This is a genomic window from Kitasatospora sp. NPDC041988 (genome assembly GCF_055588525.1).
Map to the genome: position 1 here is coordinate 1 of NZ_JBVJCO010000063.1, position 22,650 is coordinate 22,650.

A 22,650-nucleotide genomic window follows, 5' to 3' on the forward strand; every position below is an offset into this window, starting at 1 on the left:
CGCATCAAGCGCCGCGCCCAGACCCGCAACATCCCGATCATCTTCGCCACCACGATCGGAGCCGACCCCGAGAACCTGCTGCGCGGCCACGACGCCGGGGCGATCGACCTCATCACCAAGCCGTTCGAACCCTGGATGCTGTGCGCGAAGGTCAGCGTCCTGACCGAGATGCACATGAACTACCGCGGCACCCCTCGCCCCACACCTGCCGCCCACCCCACGAGCGACACCACCGGTTGGCTCCTCCCCTCGATCCCCAACAAGGACAGCCCAAGGTCGCGATCTCGTTCTGCGGCAGGTCGAGGACCAGGTGGAGCAGGAGGACGTCCTGCTGCGCCGCGGTGAGGTGGGCCACCGGGTCGAGCGTGCGGGGTCCGGCCAGGTCGCAGACCTGTTGGCGGACATCTTGCCAGGCACAGGCCGCGGGGCTCGCGGCGGCGAGAACGTCGTGCCAGCGGTCGGCGAGGTCTTCGAAGGCCTCGTGCACCGCTCGGCGCGCGTCGGCGAGGGTGAGAAGGAGAGCGGCGTAGCGCAGGTAGTTGTCGCGGTGGAGGTCGTGGAGTGCCCACAGGTCGATGTGGGCTGCGGGGTGGGTGGTGGTCCGGGTTCGGGGTGGTGGCATGGGCGTTCCCGAGGTGGACGGACGGGTGGGCGGCGCCGGGCTGCGGGCGGGACCGTGGTCGGGTCCCGCCCGCAGGGCTCGTCAGACGAGCGCCGGGGTGTCTCCGGTGCCGTCGCGGCCCGCCGCGGCCGGGTGGTGGGCATCGTCGACCTTGTCCGCGACGATGCTGTTCTTGAGCGTCACCCACACCTTGAACAGGGTCTCTGTCGGGACGCTGGTGGTGGAGCTCTTGATCGCGCGGGTGAACTCCCGCTGGTAGGACTTGGCGGTCATCGGCACGCGGGTGCGGGCGCTGTTCGCCCGTTCCCAGGCGTCCGCCCACAGGGCTTGGCGGTGTTCCTTGACGCCGCAGGCCGCCATGTAGGTGGTGAAGACGGCCTTGTGGAGGGGGGCCTCGCCTTTGAGGACCAGGGCCATGGTGCTGGAGGGCAGACGCCCGCCCGCGGCCTTGGCCCGGCGGTCCAGTTCTTCCAGGGACGGCCAGTCGGCTTTGCGGCGCATCTCGTGCATCGCCCGGCGCAGGTCGGCGATGGAGTCGACGTGTTCCGGGTTGAGGCGTCTGGGCGCGCGTCGGCGTTGGCCCGTGGACGGGCGGGGGACGTGGGCCCAGTAGTTGGCCTGGGTCCATTTCTTGCGGGCTGCCTTGATGTCGCCGCCGCATTCACGGGTGATGGCCTCGACGACGTTCCAGCTCGGCAGGGAGCGTCCGCTGGTGGCCCTCTGCAGGGTGGTCGGGTGGTAGTTCGTCCGGTCGGCGAGCTGGCGGTAGGTCAGGTTCGCCTCGTCGCGCTGCTCGCGCAGCCACGAGGCGAGCCTGCCCAGCGCGGGTTCGCTCGCCCTGACCGGACCGCGGCGACGGCGCCGGCCGCGTCCGGCAGCCACAGCTCCCGCGGACCGCGCCCGCACCGCCGGCCCCCGGCCCGTGACCGACACCCTCGCCCGCCGGGCCGTCAGCTGCCCACAGCCGCCTTCCCCGAGCCCGGACCAGTTCGGGCACCGGGCACGGGAGTGCGGGCGCCGGGGGCGGGGTGGAGCTGGTCGGCGTCAGGTGAAGGCCCACCACTGGTCGTCGCCGGGGTCCGGGTGGCAGGGGTAGACGCCCAGGCGCAGGCCGGGGGTGAGGTCGGCGTGGCCGGGGACGTCGAGGCACATCGGCGTGGGCGTGCTGTCGGACTTGACGTTGACGAGCATGAAGCCGTTGGCGTCGTTCCATTGCAGGCGCCACAGGTGGTTGTCGCCGTCGGTGAGGTCGCAGGGGTAGAGGCCGACCTGCGAGGGAGCCGGGACCCCGTGCTCGGGCGGGTCCACGCACAGGGTGGAGCCGGCCGGGCGGAGGGCGAACTGGCTCGCGTTGCCGGCGCCGGGCACGAGGTCGAAGTACTGCAGGTGCTCTCCGGCCGCGCCGCACCGCTCCTGCACCACCGGGTGCCCCATGTTCGGCACACCGCCTGTCGGCACGTCGACGCACAGATTCGTCGCCAGGTTGCGCAGCGAGCGGCGGGGCGGGCCGGCGGGCGCCACCGGGACCGGGGCGGGCGCGGGCGGTGGGGGTGTGGTGGCTGGCTGGGTGGGGGTGGCGGTCGTGCGGGCGGGAGGGGGGCTCGGGGTCACGGGGGTACTGGCCGGGGCCGTGCGGGAGATGGCGGGGGTGAAGGGGGTCGCCGGCTCGGGTGCCGGACTGGTGACCGCCGGGGGCGAGATGGTGGGGACAGCCGGCGGCTCGGGTGCCGGACTGGTGGCCGGCTGCTCCGGGGTGCTGGCGGTGGTCGGGGACTCGGGCGGCACGTCCATGGGCCGGGCCCCGGCGCTGTCGGCGGTGCTGGGCGTCGACGGTGCGGCGGCGGGCCGGCCGTCGCGGCGCTGGTCCTGGTTGGCGATGGCGACTGCGGCGAGCAGGGCGGCCAGCAGGGCCCACTGGAGCGGGGTACGCCAGCGGGTCCACCACGCTCGGCCGGCGGCGGTTCGCCTGCGGGCGGCGGGGGCCGGAGCGGGGGGCCCGTCGGCGGGGAGGGAGGGAGTGGTCGCGGGGCCGGTACCGGAGGGCGGCGGTGTCGGGGGACGCCTGCGCGGCGCTGCGGGTTCGGGGGCTTCGGCATGGTCCTGCCGGGGCCGGACGGCGTCGGGAAGCGCGGCGGTCGGTTCGGCGGGGGGCAGCGGGTCGGGCTCGACGTTGGGTTCGGAGACGGTGTCCGTGCTGGTGAGGGGATTGTCCGCCAGTTGTCCGGCCTCCGCCGCCTCGGCCAGTGCTGGTCGGTGGGCCGAGGTGGCGGCGGGTGCGGCGGGCGACGGGGGGACGGGCTGGGCCGGGACGGGCTGGGCGGACGTGGCGGCGGCGTGCAGGCGTCGGGCTTTGTCGGTGGCGAGCTGCCGGGCACGGGGGTCCTGGGCGAAGCGGTGCTCGACCACTTTGCTGAGGCGGTCCCACGGAATGATCCTCTGGCCGGAGCGGTACTCGCTCCAGGTGCTCCTGGCCAGGTTGTAGCGCTTCTCAAGGTCGCTGACGGTGCTCTCGGCGGTCAGCTCGCGCAGGAACTGCGCAAGGGCGTTGGCCTGCTCGGTGCGGCCACGCAGCGGACCCGGCGGACGGCCGGCCTTTCCCATCTCTCCCCCTCGGATATCCGGCATGTTCGCCGGTGTTCGCAACCTGCGGCGCGCTGACCTGCGGCCCGGCCGATGCGGCCCGACGGACAATCAGATCAGGTTCCAGCGTGGTGTTCCACCGCTTCCGGCAAGCCCGGGGAGCGGGTTCACCGACGACGGACAGGACCCCACACAATGACCAGACCATGGCACGGCGCGGCGCTCGCCGCTCTGGCGCTCGCCGCCGGCCTGAACGTGCTGCCGGCCCACGCGGACAGCAGCGGCGAGCGCCAGCCACCGACCAGGACGGGCACCCTCGGCGAGGGCGCCTCCCTCGGCGGCCCGGTCACCCGCGATCAGGTCCTGGCCCGCGCCCGGCACTGGGTCGAGCAGCGGGTGAGTTACAGCCAAAAGGCCTGGTGGAGCGACAGCGCGACCGGCGGACCGTACCGGCAGGACTGCTCCGGCTTCGTCTCCATGGCCTGGCAGCTGAAAGCCAGTTTGGACACCACCGGCCTGCTCTCGGTCGCCGACAGGATCACCTGGGAGCAGCTGAAGCCCGGCGACGCGCTCGACATCGGCGGCGCCGAGGGGCACGCGATCCTGTTCGCCGGGTGGACGGACAAGGCCAAGGACACGTTCCGGTACTTCTCGGAGAGCAACGGCCGCACGCCCACCTCGGCGGCCACCGCGCGACGCGGCGACGCGAAGATCGCCGACCACTTCACGAGTTCGTACGTGCCGCTGCGGTACCGGAAGATCACCGACACCCCCGCTCCCCCGCCGCCCGTACCTCCCGCGCCGTCGGCGCCCGTACCGGTCCCGGTCACGCCCGCGCCGGCCCCGGTACCGCCCCTGCCGGCCCCGACTCAGTCGTCCGCGCCACCGGCCCCCGAACCGGCCTCCCCACCCGCACCCGCACCGCCCTCCGCCCCGACGGCCGAACCGGTGCCGTCCCTGCCGGCCCCGACTCAGTCGTCCGCGCCTCCGGCCCCCGAACTGGCACCGTCCACCGCCCCTGCGGCACGCGACAGCACCCGCCCCTCCCCCTCCCCGTCCGCCACTGTGTCCACCGTGGCTCCGGCTCCGGCTCCGGCCGCGCCGCTGCGCCGGACACTGCGGAACGTGGCGACCGGTCTGTGCGTCGACGTGCCGACGGGCGGGGTGCCGAACATGGGGCACCCGGTGGTCCAGGAGCAGTGCGGCGCGGGCGCCGGGCATCTGCAGCAGGTCGACCTCGTGCCCGCCACCGGCGGCGCGAGCGGGTTCGCCCTCCGTCCGGCCGGCTCCACGCTGTGCGTGGACCCGCCGAACTACGGGGTCCCGGCCAACTCGCAGGTCGGCCTCTACCCCTGCGACTACAGCAGCGCCGACAACCACCTGTGGCTCCAGCGCTGGAACGCCGAACGCACCGCGTTCCTGCTCGTCAACGCCAAGTCCGCAGACACGCCCACGCCGATGTGCCTGGACATCCCCGGACACGCCGACCCCACCCCGGCTCTTCGTCTGGGCGTCTACCCCTGCCACCCGGAGCCCGGCGACGACCACTGGTGGAGCCTCGCCTGACCCGCCGTCGACACGCCTTCGCCGCAGCCCTGCGGCTGATCCGTCCCGTCCGCAACCACGCACCGAGGAGCACGACATGACCTACCCCGACCCCGACCCCGACGCCACGACCAGTACCGACGGACCCCTGCCCCGCCCCGGGCGGGGCAGGGCCGTGCGCCTGCTGAGGATGATCGCGCTGATCGTCGCCGCCGTCCTCACCATCAGCGTGAGCGCCAACGCCGCCACCCGCGGCAAGCCCGCCCAGAAGAAGACCACCCCGACGGTGGGCATCGCCGACATCGTCGCCACCAAGAACAACGTCTACGCCCTGGCCGCCGACCACTCGGCCGTCTACGAGTGGTCCGGCCTGGGCACGGAGTGGCTGCAGATCCGCGGCCCCGTCAAGAACCTGTACGCCGGACCCGACACCCTCTACGCCACCGACGCCACCACCGGGGACATCTGGCAGTACCGGCCCACCCTCGACGAAGCGGCCGACTACAGCGGGTGGACCAGGATCGGCACCCCCGGCGCCAACTTCGTCGTCGCCGCCGGCCACCTCTACGGCCTCGCCCCCGACAAGGGCACCGTCTGGGAGTACACCGGCACCCCCAAGAACCCCACCGCCTGGAAGCGCGTCGGCGACGCGGCCGGCCAGATCTACGGCGGCAAGGAGCTTTACGCCACCAACCCCGTCACCGGCAACATCCGCCAGTACAACCGCTCCAAGAACAAGTGGACGGAGATCGGCGGCCCCGGCGCCACCTTCACCTCCACCGACCGCAACCTCTACGGCCTCGCCCCCGACAGGAGCGCCGTCATGGAGTACACCGGCACCCCCTGGCAGTGGAAGCCCGTACGCGGCGCGAGCGGCCAGCTCTACAGCGGCGACACCCTCTTCGCCACCGACCTCGCCACCGGCAACCTCTACAAGCACAACGGCAACGGCAAGTGGAACCCGATCGGCGGGCCCGGCGCCACGTTCACCGAAGCCGCCAACCGTGTCTACGGCCTCTCCCCCGACCGTCGCACCGTCTTCCAGTACACCGGCCACGGCCAAGACTGGACCAACCTCGGCGCCCCCACCACCCAAGCCGCCACCCTCGAGGAGAAGATCAACCGCTACAACGCGCTCATCCAGCCCAGCGACGCCTCCCGCACCGCCTGGAACCGCACCCGCAACGCCAGCCGCCTCTCCAAGGGGGCCTGGGAGCGCTTCGGGTTCTCCTTCGACTCGGACTTCTGCAACAGCCCCGGCCTCGACGTCCTGCCCTTCACCGACCGCAGCACGATCTTCGACTTCCGCATGCCTTGCGCCCGCCACGACTTCGGCTACCGCAACGCCGAAGAACTCCTGGTCAACGGCGACCTCGGCGACAGCAAGGAGGGCCGGGAGATCAAGCACCGCGTCGACGACGCCTTCGGGAAGGACCTGAACCACTCCTGCGACGTCAAGAGCAGCTCCAGGACGAACTGCAAGATCACCGCCGACCTGTACCACCAAGCCGTCGTGCACTTCGGCAGCGAAGCCCAGAAGAACCGCCTCACCGACTGGCTCCGCCAGCTCGGCGGGCCCCCCTTCCCCCGGTAACAACCAGCCTCCCGAGGAACACCACACGAGGCACCACACCAGGTCGGCCGCCACCCCCCGAGGTGGCGGCCGACCGCCGTACGCTCCCGGTATCCGCCCCGCACCAGGCCCGGAGAAACCCCGGACTCGATTCCGGCCCCGATCCGGCATGCCGGCGCGGGCACCGGCCCGCCCAGCACCCGCGCCCCGGCCCTACCCGACAGCCGCGACGGTCCCGGTCTCCCCCGCACCGACCGCGACGGCGGTCCCGGTCTCCCCCTCCCCCATCGCGATCCCCTCGGAGACAGCGGGGGCGACCGTGCCAGTGGCGTCCGGCAGCCACAGCTCCGCGGACCGCGCCCGCACCACCGACCCCCGACCCGTGACCGCCACCCGCGCCCGCCGGCCGGTCAGCTGCCCCCAGCCGTCCCCGAGGCCGGACCATCGGCTCGCGGTGACCTGAAGCCGTAGCTGGGCGCCGGGCCAGGGGCCGGGGGTGAGGAGGATGGTGCCGGTGCGGCGCAGGTGGGCGGCGAGGCGGTCCAGGGCGCGCGGAGGCATGCCGACCGGGGCGGCAGTGGACGACGGGGCAGGCGGCGGCGAGCGCGGTGACGACTTCGGCGAAGTGCTCTTCGGGGTGGTCGGTGACCAGGAGGCGGCGTAGGTCGAGGCCGTAGCCGGCGGCCGCGGCCAGCCCCAGGTCCGGGAGTCCGATGGCTGCCGTCCAGGCGTAGCGGTCCGCCGTCGCCGGCCCGGCGGCGAGCGCCAGGAGCAAGCCCATGTCGGTGACCTCGGTGACCGTGCCCTTGGCCAGGCCGCCGTGCGGGAGCAGCGGTCGTAGCGGTTCCAGGACCGGCAGGACGGTGGCCTGGGCCTGGCGGGCGCGGGTGGCCGGGGAGGTCGCCTTCCCTGTCAAGTCAATGTGTTCAGAAGCCGTTGCTCAATCGAGCTTGGTGATCGTGAGGAGTCTGCTGCCTCGGTCGGATGATCCTCTGTTCGGGTGCCAGGTCGCTTCGGGGCTGGGCCCTACCGCCTGCGGTGTCACCGCAGGCGGATAGCCTCCGGCGGGAACGGGCGACGGATGGGAGTGGGCATGGACATCGAGGAGATGCTGGATCGACTCGGCGTGGTGATCGGACCGCCGCCCGCGGACGGCGTGACCCCGGTCCCGTGGGAGCTCGCACCCGCGGCGATCGGTTTCCAGCTGCCCGCGGACTACCGGGCGTTCGCCGACCGGTATGGGTCGGTCAGCATCAGCAACGAGCTGCACATTTTCACACCAACGGAAGTCCCCAGTCCCCACGCCGCGGTGCCGTCCGGCTTCGAGGGGTTCCTGTACAACACGACGGAGCCCTACGGATACTGTGCCTGGCTAGCCGAGTGCTACCGGGACGGGGACTACAGGGAGTGCCCGTATCCGCTGTTCCCGGCCGAGGGCGGCCTGCTGAAGTGGGGCAACAACTACAATTCCGACCACTTCTTCTGGCTGATGCGGGGCCCGGATCCGGACCGATGGCCGGTGGCCGCCAGGTTCCACTCGATGTGGGAGTGGGACGTGTTCGAGGGCGGCTTCCTGGAGTTCCTGCTGGCGGCGGTGACCGAGCAGTATCCGTACCACGGGGACGTCGTTCCCGGCGGGACGAAGCAGGTCGGTGACAGCCGTGCCTATCGCCCTCGGGGTGACTGGTCGAAGGACCTTCGGGAATGAGCCCGGGGACACGGTCAACGGCCGACTCCGAGCGGCTCCGGCTTGGTGACCTGGCCAGCCGTTGTCGTCCCCAGCTTGGTGGGCACGAGTTCGAGTGGATCAGCTCGGTCGGGTGAACTGTCGCTACCCATGAAAGCCCAGCAAGACAGCGCCGACAGGCCCGGCCCGACCCAGTAGCCGTTGGCCCCCGCTCAGGAGCTCGGGAAACGCACGACATTGTCGCGGGTACCGGACCAATCCCCGATGTCGTTCAGGCACTCGGTGAGTACGGCGCTGGCGAGGGTGAGCTGGGTGATCTGCCGACGGAGTTCGAGGATCTCGGCGTTCTTGTCGGCGACGGTCTGCTTGAGCTTGACGACGGTCTCCCGCAGGCGCTTCTCGCTCTCCGGGATCTGACTGGTCTCGTTGCGGACGCGTTCGTAGAACTCGTTCTTCAGATCGGCGTGCCGCTTCATCAGGGCCATGCGGTGGACGCTGGCTTCGACCGCGAGGGCGGCGAGTTTCTCGGCGATGAGGCGCTGGCCGGCTTCGAGGTCGTACCTCGGGCGGTCGGCGGGCAGGGGGCCCGCCGCCTTCAGCAGGCGATCAAGGTCGGGGATGGTCGTCACCTGTCACTCCTGGTCGTCCTTGGTGGTGCCGGGGCTGATGATCCGGCGTGACTGCAGCCGGGCCTCCAGCTTGTGGCGGGCCTGGGTGGTGAGGGATTTGACCGTTCCCTCGTCGATGCCCATCGCCACCGCCGTGCGGGCCACGCTGAGGCCGGTGATGAACCGGAGCACGATCACGTCGAATTTGGCGCCCGTCAGTGCCTTGATGGCCTCGCCGAGCGCGATGCCCGCCTCCAGGTTGTTGACGCTCGCGGTCAGATCGTCCAGGAGCGGCTCCTTCTCCAGGCGCAGCGCCATGGAGAACATCAGTCGGCCGGACAGGGCGCGGAAGCGGTCGATGTGCTCGCGTTCCACTTCCACCAGGTGGCGCAGTGCGGCCCAGGCGTGGGTGGCGGGCTGGGGGTGTGTCAGGACGCGGTCCCAGCAGGCGCCGAGTTCGACGAAGGCTTCGGTGACGAGGTTCTGGGCGAGGGCGGCGTCGTCGAGGCAGGCGTAGGCGTAGTCGAAGTAGGCGTCGGCGTGGAGTTCCTGGAAGGCCCGGAAGGTTATGGGCAGGTCCACCCGGGGGGTGGTGCCGGCGGCGTCGGTGTGGGTCGGGTCGGTCACTGCGCCTCCCCGGCCGGGTCCGGGACGCTGCCGCGCGGGCGGCGGGAGCGACCGCGCAGGGCAGGGCGGGGACCGAACCCCTACCGACAAGGCGGTCATCGAGTCGACGTTCTCGGCGATCAAGAAGATGTTCTGCCAGTACGTGTCCGGCTACACCGGCTCCGGCCTGGCCAAGCGCGGCAAGCTGGTCGCGCAGCAGCCACTGTGGAGCATCAACGAGTTGCAGGGCCTTCTGGACGAGTGGATCGCCCTGCGCTGGCAGCAGACTCCGCACGACGGGCTCCGCAGCCCCTTCCTGCCGGGCATGAAGCTGACCCCGAACCAGATGTACGCGGTGCTGGTGGCCTGCGAGGGACAGGTGCCGCTGCCGCTGAGCGCGGAGCAGAACCGCAAGCTGCTGCTGTGCGAGCGCCGGGTGATCACCGAGAGGGCCTTGACCCCGGATGTTGGACACGAGAGACACTTGGATCTTGATGGTCCGGGTGGACAGGAGTCCTGCACAGATGGTGATGAAGCACTACCCGCCGCAGTTCAAGGCGGACGCGGTCGCGTTGTACCGGTCGCGTCCAGGGGCGACGATCAAGTCGGTCGCCGAGGACCTGGGGGTGAACACCGAGACGCTGCGCAATTGGATCCGGGCCGCTGACGGCCGGCGTCCCGGCGCTCACTCGGCGTCCGGGGCGGTCGTGTCGGCGCCGGCCACGGACCCGGTGCAGGCCGAGCTCGCCGCCGCGCGCAAGAGGATCCGCGAGCTGGAGGAGGAGCGGGACATCCTGCGCAAGGCCGCCCGGTATTTCGCCGGGGAGACGCGCTGGTGAACCGCTGCCAGTTCGTTGCCGATCACCAGCGCCGCTACGGCGTCAAGCGGTTGTGCCAGGTCCTGGGCGTCGCCCGGTCCAGCTTCTACCACTGGCGCAGGTCCGCTCCCGCTCGGGCGGCCAGGGAGGCCGCGGACGCGAAACTTACCGGGCGGATACGCGCAGTCCATGCCGCCTCGGACGGCACCTACGGCGTCCCCAGGATCACCGCCGAGCTTCGCGACGGCGGTGAGGTGATCAACCACAAGAAGGTCGCCCGGCTGATGAAGGCCGCTCGGATCGCCGGGCTGCGACTGCGCCGCAAGCACCGCACGACCATGAGCGATCCGGCCGCCACGAAAGCACCGGACCTGGTCGGCCGGGTGTTCACCGCCGACGAGCCGAACCAGAAGTACGTCGGCGACATCACCTATCTGCCGGTGGGCAGCGGCCGGTTCTGCTACCTCGCGACCTTGGTCGACCTCGCCTCCCGGCGGCTCGCAGGCTGGGCCGTCGCGGACCACATGCGCACGGACCTGGTCCTCGACGCCCTGGCCGCGGCCGAACGGACCCGGGGCAGCCTCGCCGGCGCAGTGATCCATACCGACCACGGGTCGCAATATACGAGCCGGGCCTTCGCCGAGGCCTGCCGCCGAGCCGGCGCCGTCCAGTCGATGAGCGCGGTCGGCTCCAGCGCGGACAACGCCGCCGCCGAGAGCTTCAACGCGACGATGAAACGCGAGACGCTCCAGGGCCGGAAAGGCTGGTCCAGCGAACGCGAAGCCCGCCTCGAACTCTCCGCTGGCTGCACCGCTACAACACCGTCCGCCGCCACTCCCGCCTCGGACACCGAAGCCCCATCGCCTACGAGACCGCACTCCACACAACATCAACTACACTCGCCCAAGCCGCATAACCCCGTGTGCAACATCCGGGGTCAAGGCCCCAGCACAGCTCCGAAGCCGGCCCCGTCCCGCCCGACAGTGCACGGCCGCCTGGTCGAGCAAGCCCCGACCGCATACAACCCCCAGGGCCACGCCCTCTCGGCAGCGCCAACACAGACCCGGCCAGGACCGTCGGGCTGGTTCCGCTCTGACGCCCGTATCCCTCGCCAGTACGCTGACCGGTAACCCCAACAGCCAGAGATCCATATAGCGTTCTCATTGGCCTTGGAACGTAGTTGCAACTCTTGAAACACTCCAGGTGAGATGCCACACGTGAGGCACCAACTGACATACCGTCGCCCAAATAGCCAGATCAGTGCCCTCTTGCAGCACACCTATCTGCTCTCTCATTTCGTGAAACAGAGCAGGACAGAAGCCATGAGAGGACTCGCTGCGTTTCAGTTCTACTGAGGCCACATACCCGGTGTGGCCGATCACCTGGCAGCGCACCTACTCGGTGGCCAGGTCGTGGTGGCTGGACTCCGACGGGCGCGTCGACTGGACCGTACTGCCGCTGGACACGGTGTTCGAGGGAGAACAGCTCGGCCGCTGGGTGCAGGCGCAGCGCGCCGGCTGGCCCGGTCTGGAGGCCGATCAGCGGGACCTGCTGTTGGCGATCGGCATCGAGGCCGACCTCGAGTTGGTGGCCGCGAAGGCCGCGACCGAGGCGAAGCCGGTGCTCTCCCGCACCGACCGGTTCCAGCAGGGCCTGGCCGCCCTCGCCCGGTTCGGGAGCGGGAGCGGCATCCCCGGGTCCCCCGCCCGCACAAGGAGCCCGTGGAGGCCGGGCCCGGCGGTGAGGAGCAGGTGGTGGTGTCGCACTTCGCGCTTGGCACCTGGCTCAACAACCAGAAAGCCCGCCGGGCGAAACTCACCCCGGGCCAGCTCGCACAGCTCGCCGAACACGGCGTGGAGTGGGCATAGCGGGCGGTGTACGGGATTCCCGGGACACCCACGCGAATCCCGTACACCAACGAAGTCGGCAGGTCAGGGCCGGTCGAGCCTCCATCGTCGACGAAGACCCGACCGGGAACACCGGCTCGACGCCCCCGACGGACGAACCGGACGACTTCCCACCCGACTCACGAAAAGCGCTAGCCAAGGGCCATTCAAGCCTCGGGACAGCGGCAGGAACTCACACTGATGGACGTCGTCGACCCCGAACTGGGCATCGACGTCGTCAACCTGGGCCTGATCTACGGCATCCACATCGACGAGTCCGACGTGGCCACCATCGACATGACGCTCACCTCGGCGGCCTGCCCGCTGACCGACCTCATCGAGGACCAGGCGAAGACGGCCACCGACGGCCTGGTGAAGGACCTGCGGATCAACTGGGTCTGGATGCCGCCGTGGGGCCCCGACAAGATCACCGACGACGGCCGCGAGCAGCTGCGGGCGCTGGGCTTCAACGTCTGAGACCCGGTCATCGCGTCCGACCCGGTCCCCAAGCCCGGGACCGGTCCACGACCGCCGCCGCCCAGGACGGACCACCGTCCCGGGCGGCGGCTTTCGCGTGCCGCCACCGGGCTGTCACGCCACGGTGACGGCAGCCGTCGCAGCCTGGGCGGAGCCATTCCTCAGCTTCAGGGGAGGTACGGAGATGACCACCCGACTGACCTTTCAGCGGCGGGAGCCCCGCCGTGCTCCGCGCCGGCCGGCGGCGACGCTGGCACGCACCGGTATGACCACCGCGATGGCGGCGGTCCTGACCCTCGGCACCGCCGCGCTGATGCCGACCTCGGCCCACGCCCAGGACTTCGGCCCGGACACCTGCCGCCAGGGCTACGTCTGGCGCGACGCCAGGCCCGGGGACCACGTCTGCGTGACCCCGGCGACCCGCACCCAGGCGGCGTACGACAACAGCCAGGTGCCGTTCCGGACCCTGGCCAACGGCTTCTGCGTCCAGGGCTACGTCTGGCGCGAGGCCTGGGTCGGTGACACCGTCTGCGTGACCCCGCAGACCCGCGCGCAGACGAAGTTCGACAACAGCCAGGCCGACGACCGGCGGCTGGCGGTCCGCATCTGGACCGACGACGTCGGCGGCAACCTGGAGATCAACGGCGACCACTTCAACATCGGCGGCTCGGTGCGCGTCGAGATCCGGCTGAACTCCACCGGGACCGTGCAGTGGGCGCAGACCGTCACCGCCCAGCGCTTCGCGGGCTTCGCGGGCGGCAGCTTCGGCCTGAACACCGGCCACCCGTACACCTGTGCGTCCAAGAACGCCACCGCCCGGGCGATCGACCTGACTTCCGGCCGGGTCACCGCCTCGATCCCGGTCGGCTACTGCTTCAGGTTGTGACCCACCCGTCCACCCGAGGACCGCACGCCGTCACCGCCCCCGGCCGACCGGGGGCGGTGGCGGCGTGTGACCGGCAGGACAGCGCCGAGCGGGCGTCGCAGCATGGAGGTGAGGTGGGGAATGACGGCTCATCCGTGCACGAAGGAGCGGTGGTTCGATGGCTTGCGGCGATCGGTATGATGACGGCACCGGGCACCTCGGAGGCTTCGGCCCGGCACGGGCGCGCGCGGCGGGCACCGGGTCGATGCGCCTCACGCTGCTCGGCGGTTTCCACCTCTCGGTCGACGACACCACGGTCGCAGTCTCCTCCGGGGCGCAGCGACTGCTCGCGTACGCGGCGCTGTGCTGCCACGGCGCCGTCCCCCGGGCCCTGGTCGCCGGCGCCCTGTGGCCGGACGCCGCCGAGCGCTGCGCGTACGCCAGCCTGCGCTCGGCCCTCACCCGGCTGCCGGCGGTGGGCCAAAAGGCGCTGGAGGTCGGCCCGGCCGAGCTGCGGCTGGCCGACCGCGTCGAGGTGGACGCCCGCGGCGCCCGGACGCTCGCCCGCGCGATCCTGACGCCCGGGGCGGCGCCCGGCCGCTCCGACCTCGGTCTGACGGCCGTCGAGGACCTCTCGGCGGACCTGCTGCCGGGCTGGTACGACGACTGGGCGCTGGTGGAAGCGGAGGACTGGCGGCGACTGCGGATCCACGCCCTGGAGGCCCTAGCCGGCGCCTTCGTCGGAGCCGGGCGCATCCCGGAGGCGGTGGCCGCCGCCGGCGCCGCCGTCCGCGCCGATCCGCTGCGCGAGAGCAGCCGGACCTGCCTGGTCCGGGCCCACCTGGCCGAGGGCAACGTCGGCGAGGCGCTGCGGGACGTCGAGTGCTACGAGCGCCGGCTGAGTGCGGAGCTCGGTCTGCCCGCCCCGGCCCGGCTGCGCCGCCTGGTGACGGTGGCCGCGTACGGCGGCGCAGCGGGGCGCACCGTCTAGGCGGGGCGGGCGGTCCCCGACCTGCGGGCGACGGTCACGGCGAGGGCCGCGCAGAGGACGGCCGCGAGGGTGGCGAAGCCGCTGACGGCGGGAAGGAGGCCGTACTGCTGGACCATCGCGCCGACGATGACGATGGGGAGGGAGCTGCCGAGGTAGATGATCACCCAGAGGGTGGAGAGTTCGGAGCCCCGGCGTTCCGGGTTCATCGCGGCGACGGCGGTGGTGAACAGGGAGCGGAAGGCGACGCCCTGGCAGGCACCGCCGAGGACGCTGCCGATGAACAGCAGGGCCAGCGTGCCGGTGTACCCGGCGGCGACGACCAGGGCGAGGCCGGTGGCCAGGCCGGTCATGCCGAGGGCGATCACTAGGCGGTCGGAGGTCGGCGGGACGAGATCAGCTGGGCGGCGGCCGAGTAGCCGAGCAGCAGGGCGGCCACGACCGCACCGGTCAGGTGCGAGGAGGTGTGCAGCAGCTTGGCGGAGAAGGCCGGAGCCCACCCCGAAGGACCGCGCGCCGCTCGGCCCCCGACGCGCTCGAGCGCGGCGGCGGCCTCCTTCTCCTGCTGCTCCTGGTGCTTCCCGTGGCAGGGCGAGCGCGAGCGCCAGGAGCGCACCGCCAGACCGAACAGGCCCGGGACGCGGCGGTCGGAGCAGCAGGGCGTCGGCGGACCCGACGGGGAGCACCGTCAGGGTGGACGACGCGACCGTCGAGGCGCTGGGGATGCTCTCGAAGGCGCTGGAGTACACCGAGCGGGCCCGCGGCCACCTGTACGCGGTGCATCAGATGACCGGCGGCGCCGACTGGATGCTCCCCGAGGCGGTCCGGGTGCTGCGCCAGGCCGGGCACGGGGAACACGCCGACCTGGTCGAGCGTGAGCTCCTCGGCCGGGACCTCGCCGCCGGCCGCCGGCACCTTGCCGAAGCCGAGATGCAACGGGCCGCCCGCTCCCGCCGCGGCGGCCTCAGAGATCCGTAGCCATCCTGAGCGCCCGACAGGCTAGGGACGAGGAGCAGGCGGCCGCGGTCCCGGGGGACGAGGGGGGCGCCTGAGCCCTTGCCAGCCGGGGTGCTCAGGACCTCAGGACCGCGTCCGCGAGTGCGACCACGGCCCCCTCGGCGTCGCAGCTTTCGTCTCCGAAGTTGGACACGATTTGGAGCATGACGACACCGGACATGTCCACTGTCACGGGCTGCGGGTTGTTGATCTCCAGCATGACGTTCTTGCGTTCCTTGCCGTCGGCGCTGATCGACAGCTTTCCGTGCCGGGCCACACCGTTGTCGTCGATCCCTGCAATGAGGGTGAGCGTCTTGTACCGCTGGTTGATGCTGTACTCGTAGTTGATCTGGCAGGGGTACGTGAAAACCATGGCGTTGGAGTAGGTCTTGCCGCCCATGGTTGCGGACCGTAGCTGGATTCCGCTGTTGCCGATGATGCCGATCGTCGTGAGGTCTCGCAGCGCGACCTCACCGCTCGGCAGCGGCGCGGGACTGGGCAGGCCCGGAGTGCTGACCGCTGCGGCAGGGGGCGGCGAGGCGGTGACGGTGACGGTGGCTGTCGCGTGGACGGTCTCCGTGACCGTCACGGTCTTGGCGGTGGGGGAATCCACCACGGCCGGCAGTCCGAAGAAGCCGAGCAGAAGACCCGCGACGGCCGTGATCGCGGAGACGAGAGCCGCGACCTCTCCCATACGCCGGGGCACGAGCGTCGGGCCTGTCGGCGCTGAAGGCGGCGGTGGCGTTGCAGGTAACGGCGGAACCCCATTGCCCGACGGTGTTGGCGCACTCACAGAGGACTCCTCCTGCAGGCATGGATGGGTTGGGATAGCACGGAGGACGGGCGCACAGCCACGGCGCCCGTTCGTCCTGCCTCCAAGGCCCCACGGCACAAGCAAGCAGTTCAGCGGGTGCTCGCCACACCGTCAAGACCGCGTTGGCCGCAACGGCGTGTGGTGCAACAGCCCTTCACCCCTACGTCCAGATCACCGACGCCGCCCCGACCGGCCGACGGGGCGTTGACCGGTCATGGACGATCACATGCTGCGCCCCGCCCCGCCTCCGGCCGCGCCCTGGTGACACCCCGCCGGCCCGGATGGCCGGGCCGCCGCGCCTGCCAGGAGGGCCGGCATCCCCGCACTGGCCTCCCGGGCGCAGCGGGCGACGGCGGCGTGAATCGAGGTGGGATCGTGGGCGGGTTGATGACGGCGTATCTGGCCGGGTTGTCGGCGTTGTCGCCGGCGTTCGCGGCGCTGCAGGTGCTCGCGCTGCTCGCGGACGTGGACATCCGGGGCGCGCTGGCGGGCGGGTACTGGGTGGTCGGTGGCGGGTGGCTGCTGATGCAGTGGGCCGAGCGCGGGCGAACCGGGCAGGGCCTGGGCGGGCGGCTGGTCGGCATCGTGACGGTGGACGAGGACACCGGCGCGCCGATCGGGGCGGCGCGGGCGATCTGGCGCGGCGTCCTGCACGTCCTGGACGCGCTGCCCGCCTCCTGGGGGGTTCGTCCGCCCGGTCACCCAGGTACGGCGTCAAACGTGGGCCGACAGCATCAGCCGCAGTGTGGTGGTCCAGCGGGAGCTGATCGACCGGATCGCTCTGCCCCGCCAGCAGTAGTAGTCGGCGGTGACGGGCTCTCCCTGTGTTACAGGTGCGGGCCGATCAGCAGCACGGTGAGCACCGCGCCGTTCTCGCAGCCGTTGGCCTGGTCGCCGCCGTCGGCCGGGCCCCACGCCCAGTAGATCCGCCAGGCGCCGGCGCCGGTCTCGATGTAGGAGTCCCAGACGCGGCGGTGGCCGTGGCCGGGCAGGGCGCGGTAGCGGTGGGTGCGCAGGCCGGGGTGACGCGGGTCGGCGGCGAGCCGCTCCAGCGCGCGGCGTACCCGGCGCAGCTTCGCCGTGTCGGCCCGCCGGCCCCGTTCCAGGCAGTGCAGGGTGCGGGTGGCGGCGGGGGTGTAGTGCAGCGTCGGCATCGCGGTCTCCTTGGTCCGGGGCATGCGAAGAGGGCCCGGCTCCCCGGTGCGGGGAGGCGGGCCCTCGGTGGGCGGGTTGGGTGGCGGGTCAGCCGGCGGGGTCGGCTTCCCGGCCCGTGGCCGCGATGCACTCGACGTCCAGTTGGTCGGCGTAGCCGGTGAAGGAGGCGGCGTAGAGCGCCGCGGTCCGGCGGCAGTCGGTGTCGTCGCAGGGGCAGGCGCTCCAGCCGGCGGCGATGGCGCGCAGCAGGAGGGTGACGGCGGCGGCCGGGATCATCAGCTGGCCGCTCAGCAGGTCGGGGACGACGGGCAGCGGCAGGGACGGCAGGCCGTCATCGTCGGCGTGGTCGAAGTGGTCGCTCATTCTGTTCTCCGGATTTCGTCGGTGAATTCGCGTGCGGGGTCGCGCAAATAGAAAGTCCCGGCCGCTTGGGGGCGGCCGGGACTTCGTTTTCGGCGACACGGAGGGGTTTGGCAGGGTGTTCGGGGGCGTCTACAGCCCTTCCAGGTCCATCCAGGAGACGTCGTTGAGCTCGACGTCGAGGTTGCGGGCGCGGTGGCCGTTGTCCTTGAAGTAGTGCTCGCGCAGGCCCTCGGCGAGGATCCGTTCCTGCTCGGCCTGGCTGGCTCCGGCGTCGCGGGCGGCGTACAGCCGCTGGGCGACCGAGCCGGGCATCTTCTGCGTGATCGTGCGCTCGCGCGGGTCGTCGGTGGAGCCGCCGGCCGCGCTGTAGCCGAAGGTCGCCTGGATGTGGAGCATGAAGCCGTTCTTCTCGGCGTCGCGGCGCACCCGCTGCTTCACCCGCGGCTGCCAGGCGGTGCGGACCTTCTGCTCGATGGCCTTGGCGGCCGCGGGCTTCGGGGTGCCCTGGCCCTTGAGCCAGCGCTGGACGGTGCGCTGGCTGACGCCGAGGTCCTGGGCGAGTTTCTTCGTGGTGCCCTTGGCGCCCTTGAGCAGGAACCGCATCCGGGCGGGAACGGACTGCGGGATCGGCTTGGTGCGCTCGGCCCGCTCCAGGCCCTCGTCGATCTCCCGGCTCACGCTGGTCTCCTTCCCGGCCGCCGAGGTCGGCGGCCGCTGCTGGTGGTCAGGGGTGGGCGGCCCGCCGGACGGGTGCCGGCGGACCGTACGGGACTACTCGTCGGCGGAGACGACGCCGCCGGTCTTGATGTGCCGGGCCGGGTTCGTGTCGTCGGCGATGAGCTCGGCGATCTCGGCCATCGGCCGGGAGCCCTCGAACTTCACCAGGCCCGGCGACACCCCGAGGCGCAGCGAGGTGGTGAGGGTGCCGTCCGGCTTGGTGAGGATGTCCAGGGCGCCGGGGCCGGGCGAGGCGAAGACGGCGCAGTCGGACAGCACCGCGAAGGCGTACAGGCCGGTGTCGCCGGCCATCTTGCGGAGCTTGCGGTGCAGGTTGACGGTGGCGGTGTCGATGACCAGGGCGCGCATCAGCGGGTCCCAGGTCGGCCGCTCCAGCGCGGCCCAGCGCTCGCCGGGCTTGTAGCCGTGCCCGCGCGGACGCTCGCGCATCTGCCGATGGTGCCCTTCGCGGTCTGCTTGATCGCGGTCAGCACCGCCAGCTCCGCCGGATCACCCTGCTTAACGAGTTGCCGCACGATAGTGACTCGATCTTGATCGTGTGGGAGTTCCGCGACTTGTGTGCTGGTGTTTGGCGATGCTGGCCTGACAGGATCGGCTCGTGATCGAAACCTCGGTGACCATGCGCGAGCTCGTTGTCGGTGACTTCCACGCTGTCCATGCCTTCGCCAGCCTGCCGGAGGCTTGCCGCTACCAGGCGTGGGGGCCGAACACGGAGGAACAGACGCGGGACTTCGTCCAAGGCGCGGTGGATGCCCGGTTGCAGTCCCCGCAGGCGAGATTCGTGTATGCGGCCTGCCTCGACGGTGAACTCGTCGGTATCGGCGAGCTGAAGGTTCGTAGCCTGGCCCACCGTCAGGGCGAGATCTCCTATCTCGTCCATCCTCGGGTATGGGGTCGAGGCGTGGGCACAGCCATCGGCAGGGAACTTCTCGGCAGAGGGTTCGGGCTGACAGGACTGCACCGGATCCATGCGACCTGCGATCCACGCAACGTCGCGTCGGCCCGGGTGCTGGGCAAGCTCGGCATGACCCGCGAGGGCCGACACCGGCACACCGCGCGGATCCGGGACGGCTGGCGTGACTCCGAAGTCTTCAGCATCCTCGATCAGGAATGGGCGCACCGGCCCGGGGTCTGAATGATCGGGGTATCGGTGGTCAGACTCCGGCAGCGGCCCTGGTCCCGGAAGGCGAAAGGCCGCGCGGGATCATCTCGCGTGTGAAGTCACGTTGGGCCCGCGCGGCCTGCTCCGATTCGGCCCTGTGTGGGATCTCGAAGGAACACCTGGGCGCGCTGATCACCGAGTTGGCCGGGCCGTGGAGCGCGGCCCGAGACTCTGATCTGGCCGAACGGCGGGGCCATGGCCGACTGCGGGCGGCCGGGGCTGGACCGGATCACCAGCTGGTCTTCGTGGACCGGGTGCTGGTGACCTTGGTGGTGCTGCGCTGGGCGCTGTCGCACAGGGTGCTCGCGGCGCTGTTCGGAGTCTCGCCCTCCACGATCGACCGGGGCGGTCGGCGAGGTGCGCCCGTTGCTGGCCGCTCGCGGCTTCGCGGTGCCGGATCGGCCCGGGATCAGACTCAGGACCCTTGCGGACGTGTTCGCCTACGCCCAGGCCGAGGGGGTCACGCTGCGGATCGACGGTACTGAGGTACAGGTACGCCGCCCAAAGGCGGGGCGGCCGGGTCGCAAGGCGTTCGTGTCGGGCAAGAAGAAGCAGAACACCGAGAAGGCCACGATGATCAGCGACGAGCAGGGTCGGGAGTTGTGGCTTGGGGCGATCCGCCCAGGCCGGATGCACGATGCCACCGCAGTACGCACCGAGGGCATCGAGGAGCAGCTTCGGCTGCACCCGAACGTGAAAGCCGAAGTCGATTCCGGCTATGCCGGCCTGGCCCGCGACTTCCCCGGCCAGGTTAACGCCCCGCCGAAGAAGCCGGCGGCGGACGCCGGGCCGTCCGAGCGCAACCTCTACGACCATGCGCGCCGCCGCCAATCCCAAAGGCGGATCATGGTCGAGCACGCCAACGCAGAGGTCAAGCAGTGGCGGTCGCTGCAACGCTGGACCGGCGAGCGCGACGACCTTCCCGAGGTCATCGCCGCAATCGGCGCCCTGGTATCCGACCGCAGCGCCAAGCGCCCAACCCGCAGCAGGCCGAGCGTGGAACTCGACCTCGTCCGCGCACCGGCCTGCTGATCCACCCCCTAGCCGAACCCCCAGCCCAGCACGTCCCAAGCCCTATCGTGCGGCTACTCGTAAGGTTGGCCATGGCGTCCAGGAACGCCACCGGATCGGTGTCCGCCATGTTCAGCGAGATGCCGAGCGCGGCCATCGTGTCCAGGTACGCCTGGCGCAGCCGCTTGTGCCACGGGTCCAGGTACGGGCCCGCCTCGTGCCGCAGCCAGCCCTCCGTCGGCTGGACCCGGGCGCCGAGCTCCTTGGCGTAGGCGACCTTCACCGTGCTGTACCAGGCCGGGCCGGTCGGCCGGGAGCCGTCCGGCGTGAACGGTGAGGGGAGCAGCAGGTTGGTGTCGACACCGGACAGGTCGACCAGCCAGCTCCCGGGGATCTTCGGGTCGAACGTGGGGTTGAGCTCGTGCACCGGGCCGGACAGCGGCAGCACCAGGCGGCCGGCGGCGGCGAGGAACGCCATGTTGACGTCCAGGCCGACCGCGAACGGCGCCGCCTTCTCCGCGTCGGTCAGCTGGCGGTGCCAGTCCCACGCCTCGGTGACCAGCTCGCCGCCCGGCTCTCGGCCTTGCGCGAGCGGGTGCACGTCCAGGACCTCCGGGGGCGCCGGGTCGAAGGCGTCCTTCGGCCGCGAGCCCTCCACCGCACCCGACGTCCAGCCAGCTTCGGTACGCACCGCCCGGGTCGGCGGGCGCAGCGCGGTGACGAGCTCCAGGCCGGAGACGGCGGTGGATCCGCGCGGAGTCAGGACCCGCCGCGCGTAGGTGCCGAGCAGCCGCGCCAGGTCCGGCGCGGCTAGGCCGGCCGGGATGGTCCAGCCGCCGGAGGCCAGCGCGCCCGGCGCCGTCTGTTGCGCTCTCGGCGCGAGCATGCTGAAGGCGTACGCTGACTTCCCGTCAGGCACTGTGACTTGAGGTCGGCTGGGGGCGGATTGATGCTGACGTGGCTCGAAGCTGTGGCATCCGGTGCGGGCGGTGGTCTGATTGCCGAAGCGGTCGTCGCCTACGGACGTCTACGCAGTTGGCAAGAGGCGCGACATGCGGCGCGGACGACAGACGCCCCGCTCCCACCACTCGGCAGGTTCGTCGATCCACTCGCGGATTCGCTCGCCGCACTCGTGCGCGTGGCGCTGGGAGGCGCGGCCGGGTGGCTGCTCCACACCGAGGTCACCGGTGTCTACGCGGCGGTGACCGTGGGAGCCTCCGCCCCAGCGCTGCTGGCCCAGATCGGCCGTGCGACCACTCCGACCGAGGCTCTCCGCAAGCCCGGCGGAGCAGTTCCGGACATACCTCCGACCCCAGCGGATCACGGGGGAACGTCTCCCGTTCCCAGGGAGGCGTCGTGATGGCCATCGGCTCGGTCGCCCGGCGCTCCTGGCGCTCGTTCATCGGCGACCCGGTCACCCACTGCCCTCCGGTAGGGGCTCGCGCCCGCAAGGGGTTCACGCTGCGACAGCGGTTCTGGGCCTCGTTCATCGGCGCGGACCTGCCCGCCGGACCGGTCACCGCTGGGCCTGTCCTCCCAGAGAAGCCAACCGGGAACCCGTTTCCGGCTTCCAAGGCTGCGCGCGATCAGTCACGCCCCCGGCTGCTTGCTCCGGGCTGGTTTCCTCTCCCACAGCTTCCGCAGGCCGGCGGCCTGGCCGCTTCGGGAGGCGACTGCGTGCTGTTGGAGGCATCGTCCCCCGACGGCACCGCCCGGTTCCTCGTGCGCAGCCATGGGGACTCCGCGCCTGGGTACAGCCTGGAACTCGTCGTGCGCGGCATCGAGGGCACCGCGCCACTGATGACGGAGGTCAGGTACACGAGCCTGGTCGGTCCGGAGCGGGTGCTGCTCGTGCCCGTGGTGCAGGGGCGTTTCGGCCCCGCCGCCTCGTACGTCCGGATCCCGGGCTTCGCCGGGGAGGGCTGGACGGCCTCCGTGCCGGTTCCGGTCGCTCCGGACAGTGCGTGGGACGCTGCAACGGTCGCGGTGTCGGTCGGCGCCTCGCTCAATGATTCGACCCGTGGCGCCTGGCGCGAGGTACGGGCGCTGATCTCGGACGCCGGTCTGCGTCGTGTCATCGACCAGGAACTGCGGTGACCGGGACAGTGGGACCCAGGCATCGCGCGGGTACAGGGGATGCAGCCATCCCGGAGGCT

At 71.6% G+C, this 22,650-nt stretch carries 24 protein-coding genes and 2 pseudogenes; 13 read left to right on the forward strand and 13 right to left on the reverse strand.

Going from position 1 to position 22,650, the window contains the following annotated elements:
- Positions 1-345: response regulator (locus ACZ6NC_RS38265; RefSeq protein WP_465738513.1), on the forward strand; the 345-nt coding region annotated here is incomplete at its 5' end.
- 358 nt (positions 346-703) lie between these two features.
- On the opposite strand, the gene ACZ6NC_RS38270 is transcribed toward ACZ6NC_RS38265, so the two are convergent.
- Both ACZ6NC_RS38270 and ACZ6NC_RS38275 read right to left on the reverse strand, forming a co-directional pair.
- Positions 704-1,504, reverse strand: a complete 801-nt coding sequence (locus ACZ6NC_RS38270) for a helix-turn-helix domain-containing protein (protein ID WP_465738514.1) — start codon at positions 1,502-1,504, stop codon at positions 704-706.
- Between the two features lie 162 nt (positions 1,505-1,666).
- Positions 1,667-3,223, reverse strand: a complete 1,557-nt coding sequence (locus tag ACZ6NC_RS38275) for an RICIN domain-containing protein (RefSeq protein ID WP_465738515.1) — start codon at positions 3,221-3,223, stop codon at positions 1,667-1,669.
- Positions 3,224-3,397: 174 nt separating this feature from the next.
- Between ACZ6NC_RS38275 and ACZ6NC_RS38280 the strand changes: the two genes are divergently transcribed.
- Together ACZ6NC_RS38280 and ACZ6NC_RS38285 are read left to right on the forward strand one after the other, a co-directional pair.
- Complete coding sequence (locus tag ACZ6NC_RS38280; RefSeq protein ID WP_465738516.1) at positions 3,398-4,768, forward strand: hypothetical protein; 1,371 nt, start codon at positions 3,398-3,400, stop codon at positions 4,766-4,768.
- 76 nt (positions 4,769-4,844) lie between these two features.
- Positions 4,845-6,341: a phospholipase A2 gene (locus ACZ6NC_RS38285; RefSeq protein ID WP_465738517.1), complete on the forward strand. Its 1,497-nt coding sequence runs from the start codon at positions 4,845-4,847 to the stop codon at positions 6,339-6,341.
- A gap of 192 nt (positions 6,342-6,533) precedes the next feature.
- Here the strand turns inward: ACZ6NC_RS38285 and ACZ6NC_RS38290 are convergent, their stop codons facing one another.
- Positions 6,534-6,881, reverse strand: a complete 348-nt coding sequence (locus ACZ6NC_RS38290) for a hypothetical protein (protein WP_465738518.1) — start codon at positions 6,879-6,881, stop codon at positions 6,534-6,536.
- Positions 6,882-7,413: 532 nt separating this feature from the next.
- Here ACZ6NC_RS38290 and ACZ6NC_RS38295 point away from each other — a divergent pair.
- Positions 7,414-8,028: a hypothetical protein gene (locus ACZ6NC_RS38295; RefSeq protein ID WP_465738519.1), complete on the forward strand. Its 615-nt coding sequence runs from the start codon at positions 7,414-7,416 to the stop codon at positions 8,026-8,028.
- A 191-nt stretch (positions 8,029-8,219) separates the two neighbouring features.
- Here the strand turns inward: ACZ6NC_RS38295 and ACZ6NC_RS38300 are convergent, their stop codons facing one another.
- The gene (locus tag ACZ6NC_RS38300) at positions 8,220-8,588 is read right to left on the reverse strand and encodes a hypothetical protein (protein WP_465738555.1); all 369 of its coding nucleotides are present in this window, start codon (positions 8,586-8,588) and stop codon (positions 8,220-8,222) included.
- A gap of 51 nt (positions 8,589-8,639) precedes the next feature.
- On the reverse strand, positions 8,640-9,242 hold the full coding sequence (locus tag ACZ6NC_RS38305; protein WP_465738520.1) for an RNA polymerase sigma factor: 603 nt from the start codon (positions 9,240-9,242) through the stop codon (positions 8,640-8,642).
- A gap of 142 nt (positions 9,243-9,384) precedes the next feature.
- Here ACZ6NC_RS38305 and ACZ6NC_RS38310 point away from each other — a divergent pair, with 142 nt between their 5' ends.
- From ACZ6NC_RS38310 to ACZ6NC_RS38330, 5 genes and pseudogenes are all read left to right on the forward strand, one after another.
- Positions 9,385-9,888, forward strand: a complete 504-nt coding sequence (locus ACZ6NC_RS38310) for a hypothetical protein (RefSeq protein WP_465738521.1) — start codon at positions 9,385-9,387, stop codon at positions 9,886-9,888.
- Positions 9,794-10,955 (forward strand): annotated as a pseudogene (locus ACZ6NC_RS38315) (IS3 family transposase). The gene ACZ6NC_RS38310 and the pseudogene ACZ6NC_RS38315 overlap by 95 nt, the downstream one beginning before the upstream one ends.
- Before the next feature lie 1,171 nt (positions 10,956-12,126).
- Positions 12,127-12,402, forward strand: coding sequence for a metal-sulfur cluster assembly factor (locus ACZ6NC_RS38320; protein ID WP_465738522.1), 276 nt, complete (start codon positions 12,127-12,129; stop codon positions 12,400-12,402).
- A 184-nt stretch (positions 12,403-12,586) separates the two neighbouring features.
- The gene (locus ACZ6NC_RS38325; RefSeq protein WP_465738523.1) at positions 12,587-13,288 is read left to right on the forward strand and encodes a hypothetical protein; all 702 of its coding nucleotides are present in this window, start codon (positions 12,587-12,589) and stop codon (positions 13,286-13,288) included.
- Positions 13,289-13,445: 157 nt separating this feature from the next.
- Positions 13,446-14,258 (forward strand): AfsR/SARP family transcriptional regulator, encoded by an 813-nt coding sequence (locus ACZ6NC_RS38330; protein ID WP_465738524.1) that lies wholly within the window; start codon positions 13,446-13,448, stop codon positions 14,256-14,258.
- On the opposite strand, the gene ACZ6NC_RS38335 is transcribed toward ACZ6NC_RS38330, so the two are convergent.
- Both ACZ6NC_RS38335 and ACZ6NC_RS38340 read right to left on the reverse strand, forming a co-directional pair.
- Positions 14,255-14,608 carry a hypothetical protein gene (locus tag ACZ6NC_RS38335; RefSeq protein WP_465738525.1) on the reverse strand — a complete coding sequence of 118 codons (354 nt, stop codon included), beginning with the start codon at positions 14,606-14,608 and terminating at the stop codon, positions 14,255-14,257. The genes ACZ6NC_RS38330 and ACZ6NC_RS38335 overlap by 4 nt on opposite strands.
- A 14-nt stretch (positions 14,609-14,622) precedes the next feature.
- Positions 14,623-14,871 (reverse strand): hypothetical protein, encoded by a 249-nt coding sequence (locus ACZ6NC_RS38340; protein WP_465738526.1) that lies wholly within the window; start codon positions 14,869-14,871, stop codon positions 14,623-14,625.
- A 107-nt stretch (positions 14,872-14,978) separates the two neighbouring features.
- Between ACZ6NC_RS38340 and ACZ6NC_RS38345 the strand changes: the two genes are divergently transcribed.
- Positions 14,979-15,233, forward strand: coding sequence for a hypothetical protein (locus ACZ6NC_RS38345; protein WP_465738556.1), 255 nt, complete (start codon positions 14,979-14,981; stop codon positions 15,231-15,233).
- A gap of 94 nt (positions 15,234-15,327) precedes the next feature.
- Here ACZ6NC_RS38345 and ACZ6NC_RS38350 read toward each other — a convergent pair whose 3' ends face one another.
- The 5 genes from ACZ6NC_RS38350 to ACZ6NC_RS38370 all read right to left on the reverse strand — a co-directional run bounded on the left by ACZ6NC_RS38350 (position 15,328) and on the right by ACZ6NC_RS38370 (position 18,750).
- Positions 15,328-15,945: an NPCBM/NEW2 domain-containing protein gene (locus ACZ6NC_RS38350; protein ID WP_465738527.1), complete on the reverse strand. Its 618-nt coding sequence runs from the start codon at positions 15,943-15,945 to the stop codon at positions 15,328-15,330.
- A gap of 947 nt (positions 15,946-16,892) precedes the next feature.
- Entirely contained in the window at positions 16,893-17,219 is a 327-nt protein-coding gene (locus ACZ6NC_RS38355; RefSeq protein WP_465738528.1) for a hypothetical protein, read from the reverse strand.
- A gap of 88 nt (positions 17,220-17,307) precedes the next feature.
- A complete protein-coding gene (locus tag ACZ6NC_RS38360; protein WP_465738529.1) occupies positions 17,308-17,583 on the reverse strand; it encodes a DUF6213 family protein in 276 nt (91 codons plus the stop codon).
- 129 nt (positions 17,584-17,712) lie between these two features.
- Positions 17,713-18,261 carry a telomere-protecting terminal protein Tpg gene (gene tpg / locus ACZ6NC_RS38365; protein WP_465738530.1) on the reverse strand — a complete coding sequence of 183 codons (549 nt, stop codon included), beginning with the start codon at positions 18,259-18,261 and terminating at the stop codon, positions 17,713-17,715.
- A 93-nt stretch (positions 18,262-18,354) separates the two neighbouring features.
- Complete coding sequence (locus ACZ6NC_RS38370) at positions 18,355-18,750, reverse strand: hypothetical protein (protein ID WP_465738531.1); 396 nt, start codon at positions 18,748-18,750, stop codon at positions 18,355-18,357.
- A gap of 169 nt (positions 18,751-18,919) precedes the next feature.
- On the opposite strand from ACZ6NC_RS38370, the gene ACZ6NC_RS38375 reads away from it, so the two are divergent.
- Both ACZ6NC_RS38375 and ACZ6NC_RS38380 read left to right on the forward strand, forming a co-directional pair.
- On the forward strand, positions 18,920-19,456 hold the full coding sequence (locus ACZ6NC_RS38375) for a GNAT family N-acetyltransferase (RefSeq protein WP_465738532.1): 537 nt from the start codon (positions 18,920-18,922) through the stop codon (positions 19,454-19,456).
- A gap of 80 nt (positions 19,457-19,536) precedes the next feature.
- A pseudogene (locus ACZ6NC_RS38380) lies at positions 19,537-20,515 on the forward strand (transposase).
- Here ACZ6NC_RS38380 and ACZ6NC_RS38385 read toward each other — a convergent pair.
- The gene (locus ACZ6NC_RS38385) at positions 20,412-21,380 is read right to left on the reverse strand and encodes a hypothetical protein (protein ID WP_465738533.1); all 969 of its coding nucleotides are present in this window, start codon (positions 21,378-21,380) and stop codon (positions 20,412-20,414) included. The pseudogene ACZ6NC_RS38380 and the gene ACZ6NC_RS38385 sit on opposite strands and share 104 nt — an antisense overlap.
- Before the next feature lie 791 nt (positions 21,381-22,171).
- Here ACZ6NC_RS38385 and ACZ6NC_RS38390 point away from each other — a divergent pair.
- The gene (locus tag ACZ6NC_RS38390) at positions 22,172-22,591 is read left to right on the forward strand and encodes a hypothetical protein (RefSeq protein WP_465738534.1); all 420 of its coding nucleotides are present in this window, start codon (positions 22,172-22,174) and stop codon (positions 22,589-22,591) included.
- The last annotated feature ends 59 nt before the right edge of the window (positions 22,592-22,650 follow it).

Coding starts and splice junctions, on each gene's coding strand:
- ACZ6NC_RS38275 (WP_465738515.1), bottom strand. CDS start 3,223: ATGGGAAAGGCCGGCCGTCCGCCGGGTCCGCTGCGTGGCCGCACCGAG.
- ACZ6NC_RS38280 (WP_465738516.1), top strand. CDS start 3,398: ATGACCAGACCATGGCACGGCGCGGCGCTCGCCGCTCTGGCGCTCGCC.
- ACZ6NC_RS38285 (WP_465738517.1), top strand. CDS start 4,845: ATGACCTACCCCGACCCCGACCCCGACGCCACGACCAGTACCGACGGA.
- ACZ6NC_RS38290 (WP_465738518.1), bottom strand. CDS start 6,881: ATGCCTCCGCGCGCCCTGGACCGCCTCGCCGCCCACCTGCGCCGCACC.
- ACZ6NC_RS38295 (WP_465738519.1), top strand. CDS start 7,414: ATGGACATCGAGGAGATGCTGGATCGACTCGGCGTGGTGATCGGACCG.
- ACZ6NC_RS38320 (WP_465738522.1), top strand. CDS start 12,127: ATGGACGTCGTCGACCCCGAACTGGGCATCGACGTCGTCAACCTGGGC.
- ACZ6NC_RS38325 (WP_465738523.1), top strand. CDS start 12,587: ATGACCACCCGACTGACCTTTCAGCGGCGGGAGCCCCGCCGTGCTCCG.
- ACZ6NC_RS38330 (WP_465738524.1), top strand. CDS start 13,446: ATGGCTTGCGGCGATCGGTATGATGACGGCACCGGGCACCTCGGAGGC.
- ACZ6NC_RS38335 (WP_465738525.1), bottom strand. CDS start 14,608: ATGACCGGCCTGGCCACCGGCCTCGCCCTGGTCGTCGCCGCCGGGTAC.
- ACZ6NC_RS38345 (WP_465738556.1), top strand. CDS start 14,979: ATGCTCTCGAAGGCGCTGGAGTACACCGAGCGGGCCCGCGGCCACCTG.
- ACZ6NC_RS38350 (WP_465738527.1), bottom strand. CDS start 15,945: ATGGGAGAGGTCGCGGCTCTCGTCTCCGCGATCACGGCCGTCGCGGGT.
- ACZ6NC_RS38355 (WP_465738528.1), bottom strand. CDS start 17,219: ATGCCGACGCTGCACTACACCCCCGCCGCCACCCGCACCCTGCACTGC.
- ACZ6NC_RS38360 (WP_465738529.1), bottom strand. CDS start 17,583: ATGAGCGACCACTTCGACCACGCCGACGATGACGGCCTGCCGTCCCTG.
- ACZ6NC_RS38370 (WP_465738531.1), bottom strand. CDS start 18,750: ATGCGCGAGCGTCCGCGCGGGCACGGCTACAAGCCCGGCGAGCGCTGG.
- ACZ6NC_RS38385 (WP_465738533.1), bottom strand. CDS start 21,380: ATGCTCGCGCCGAGAGCGCAACAGACGGCGCCGGGCGCGCTGGCCTCC.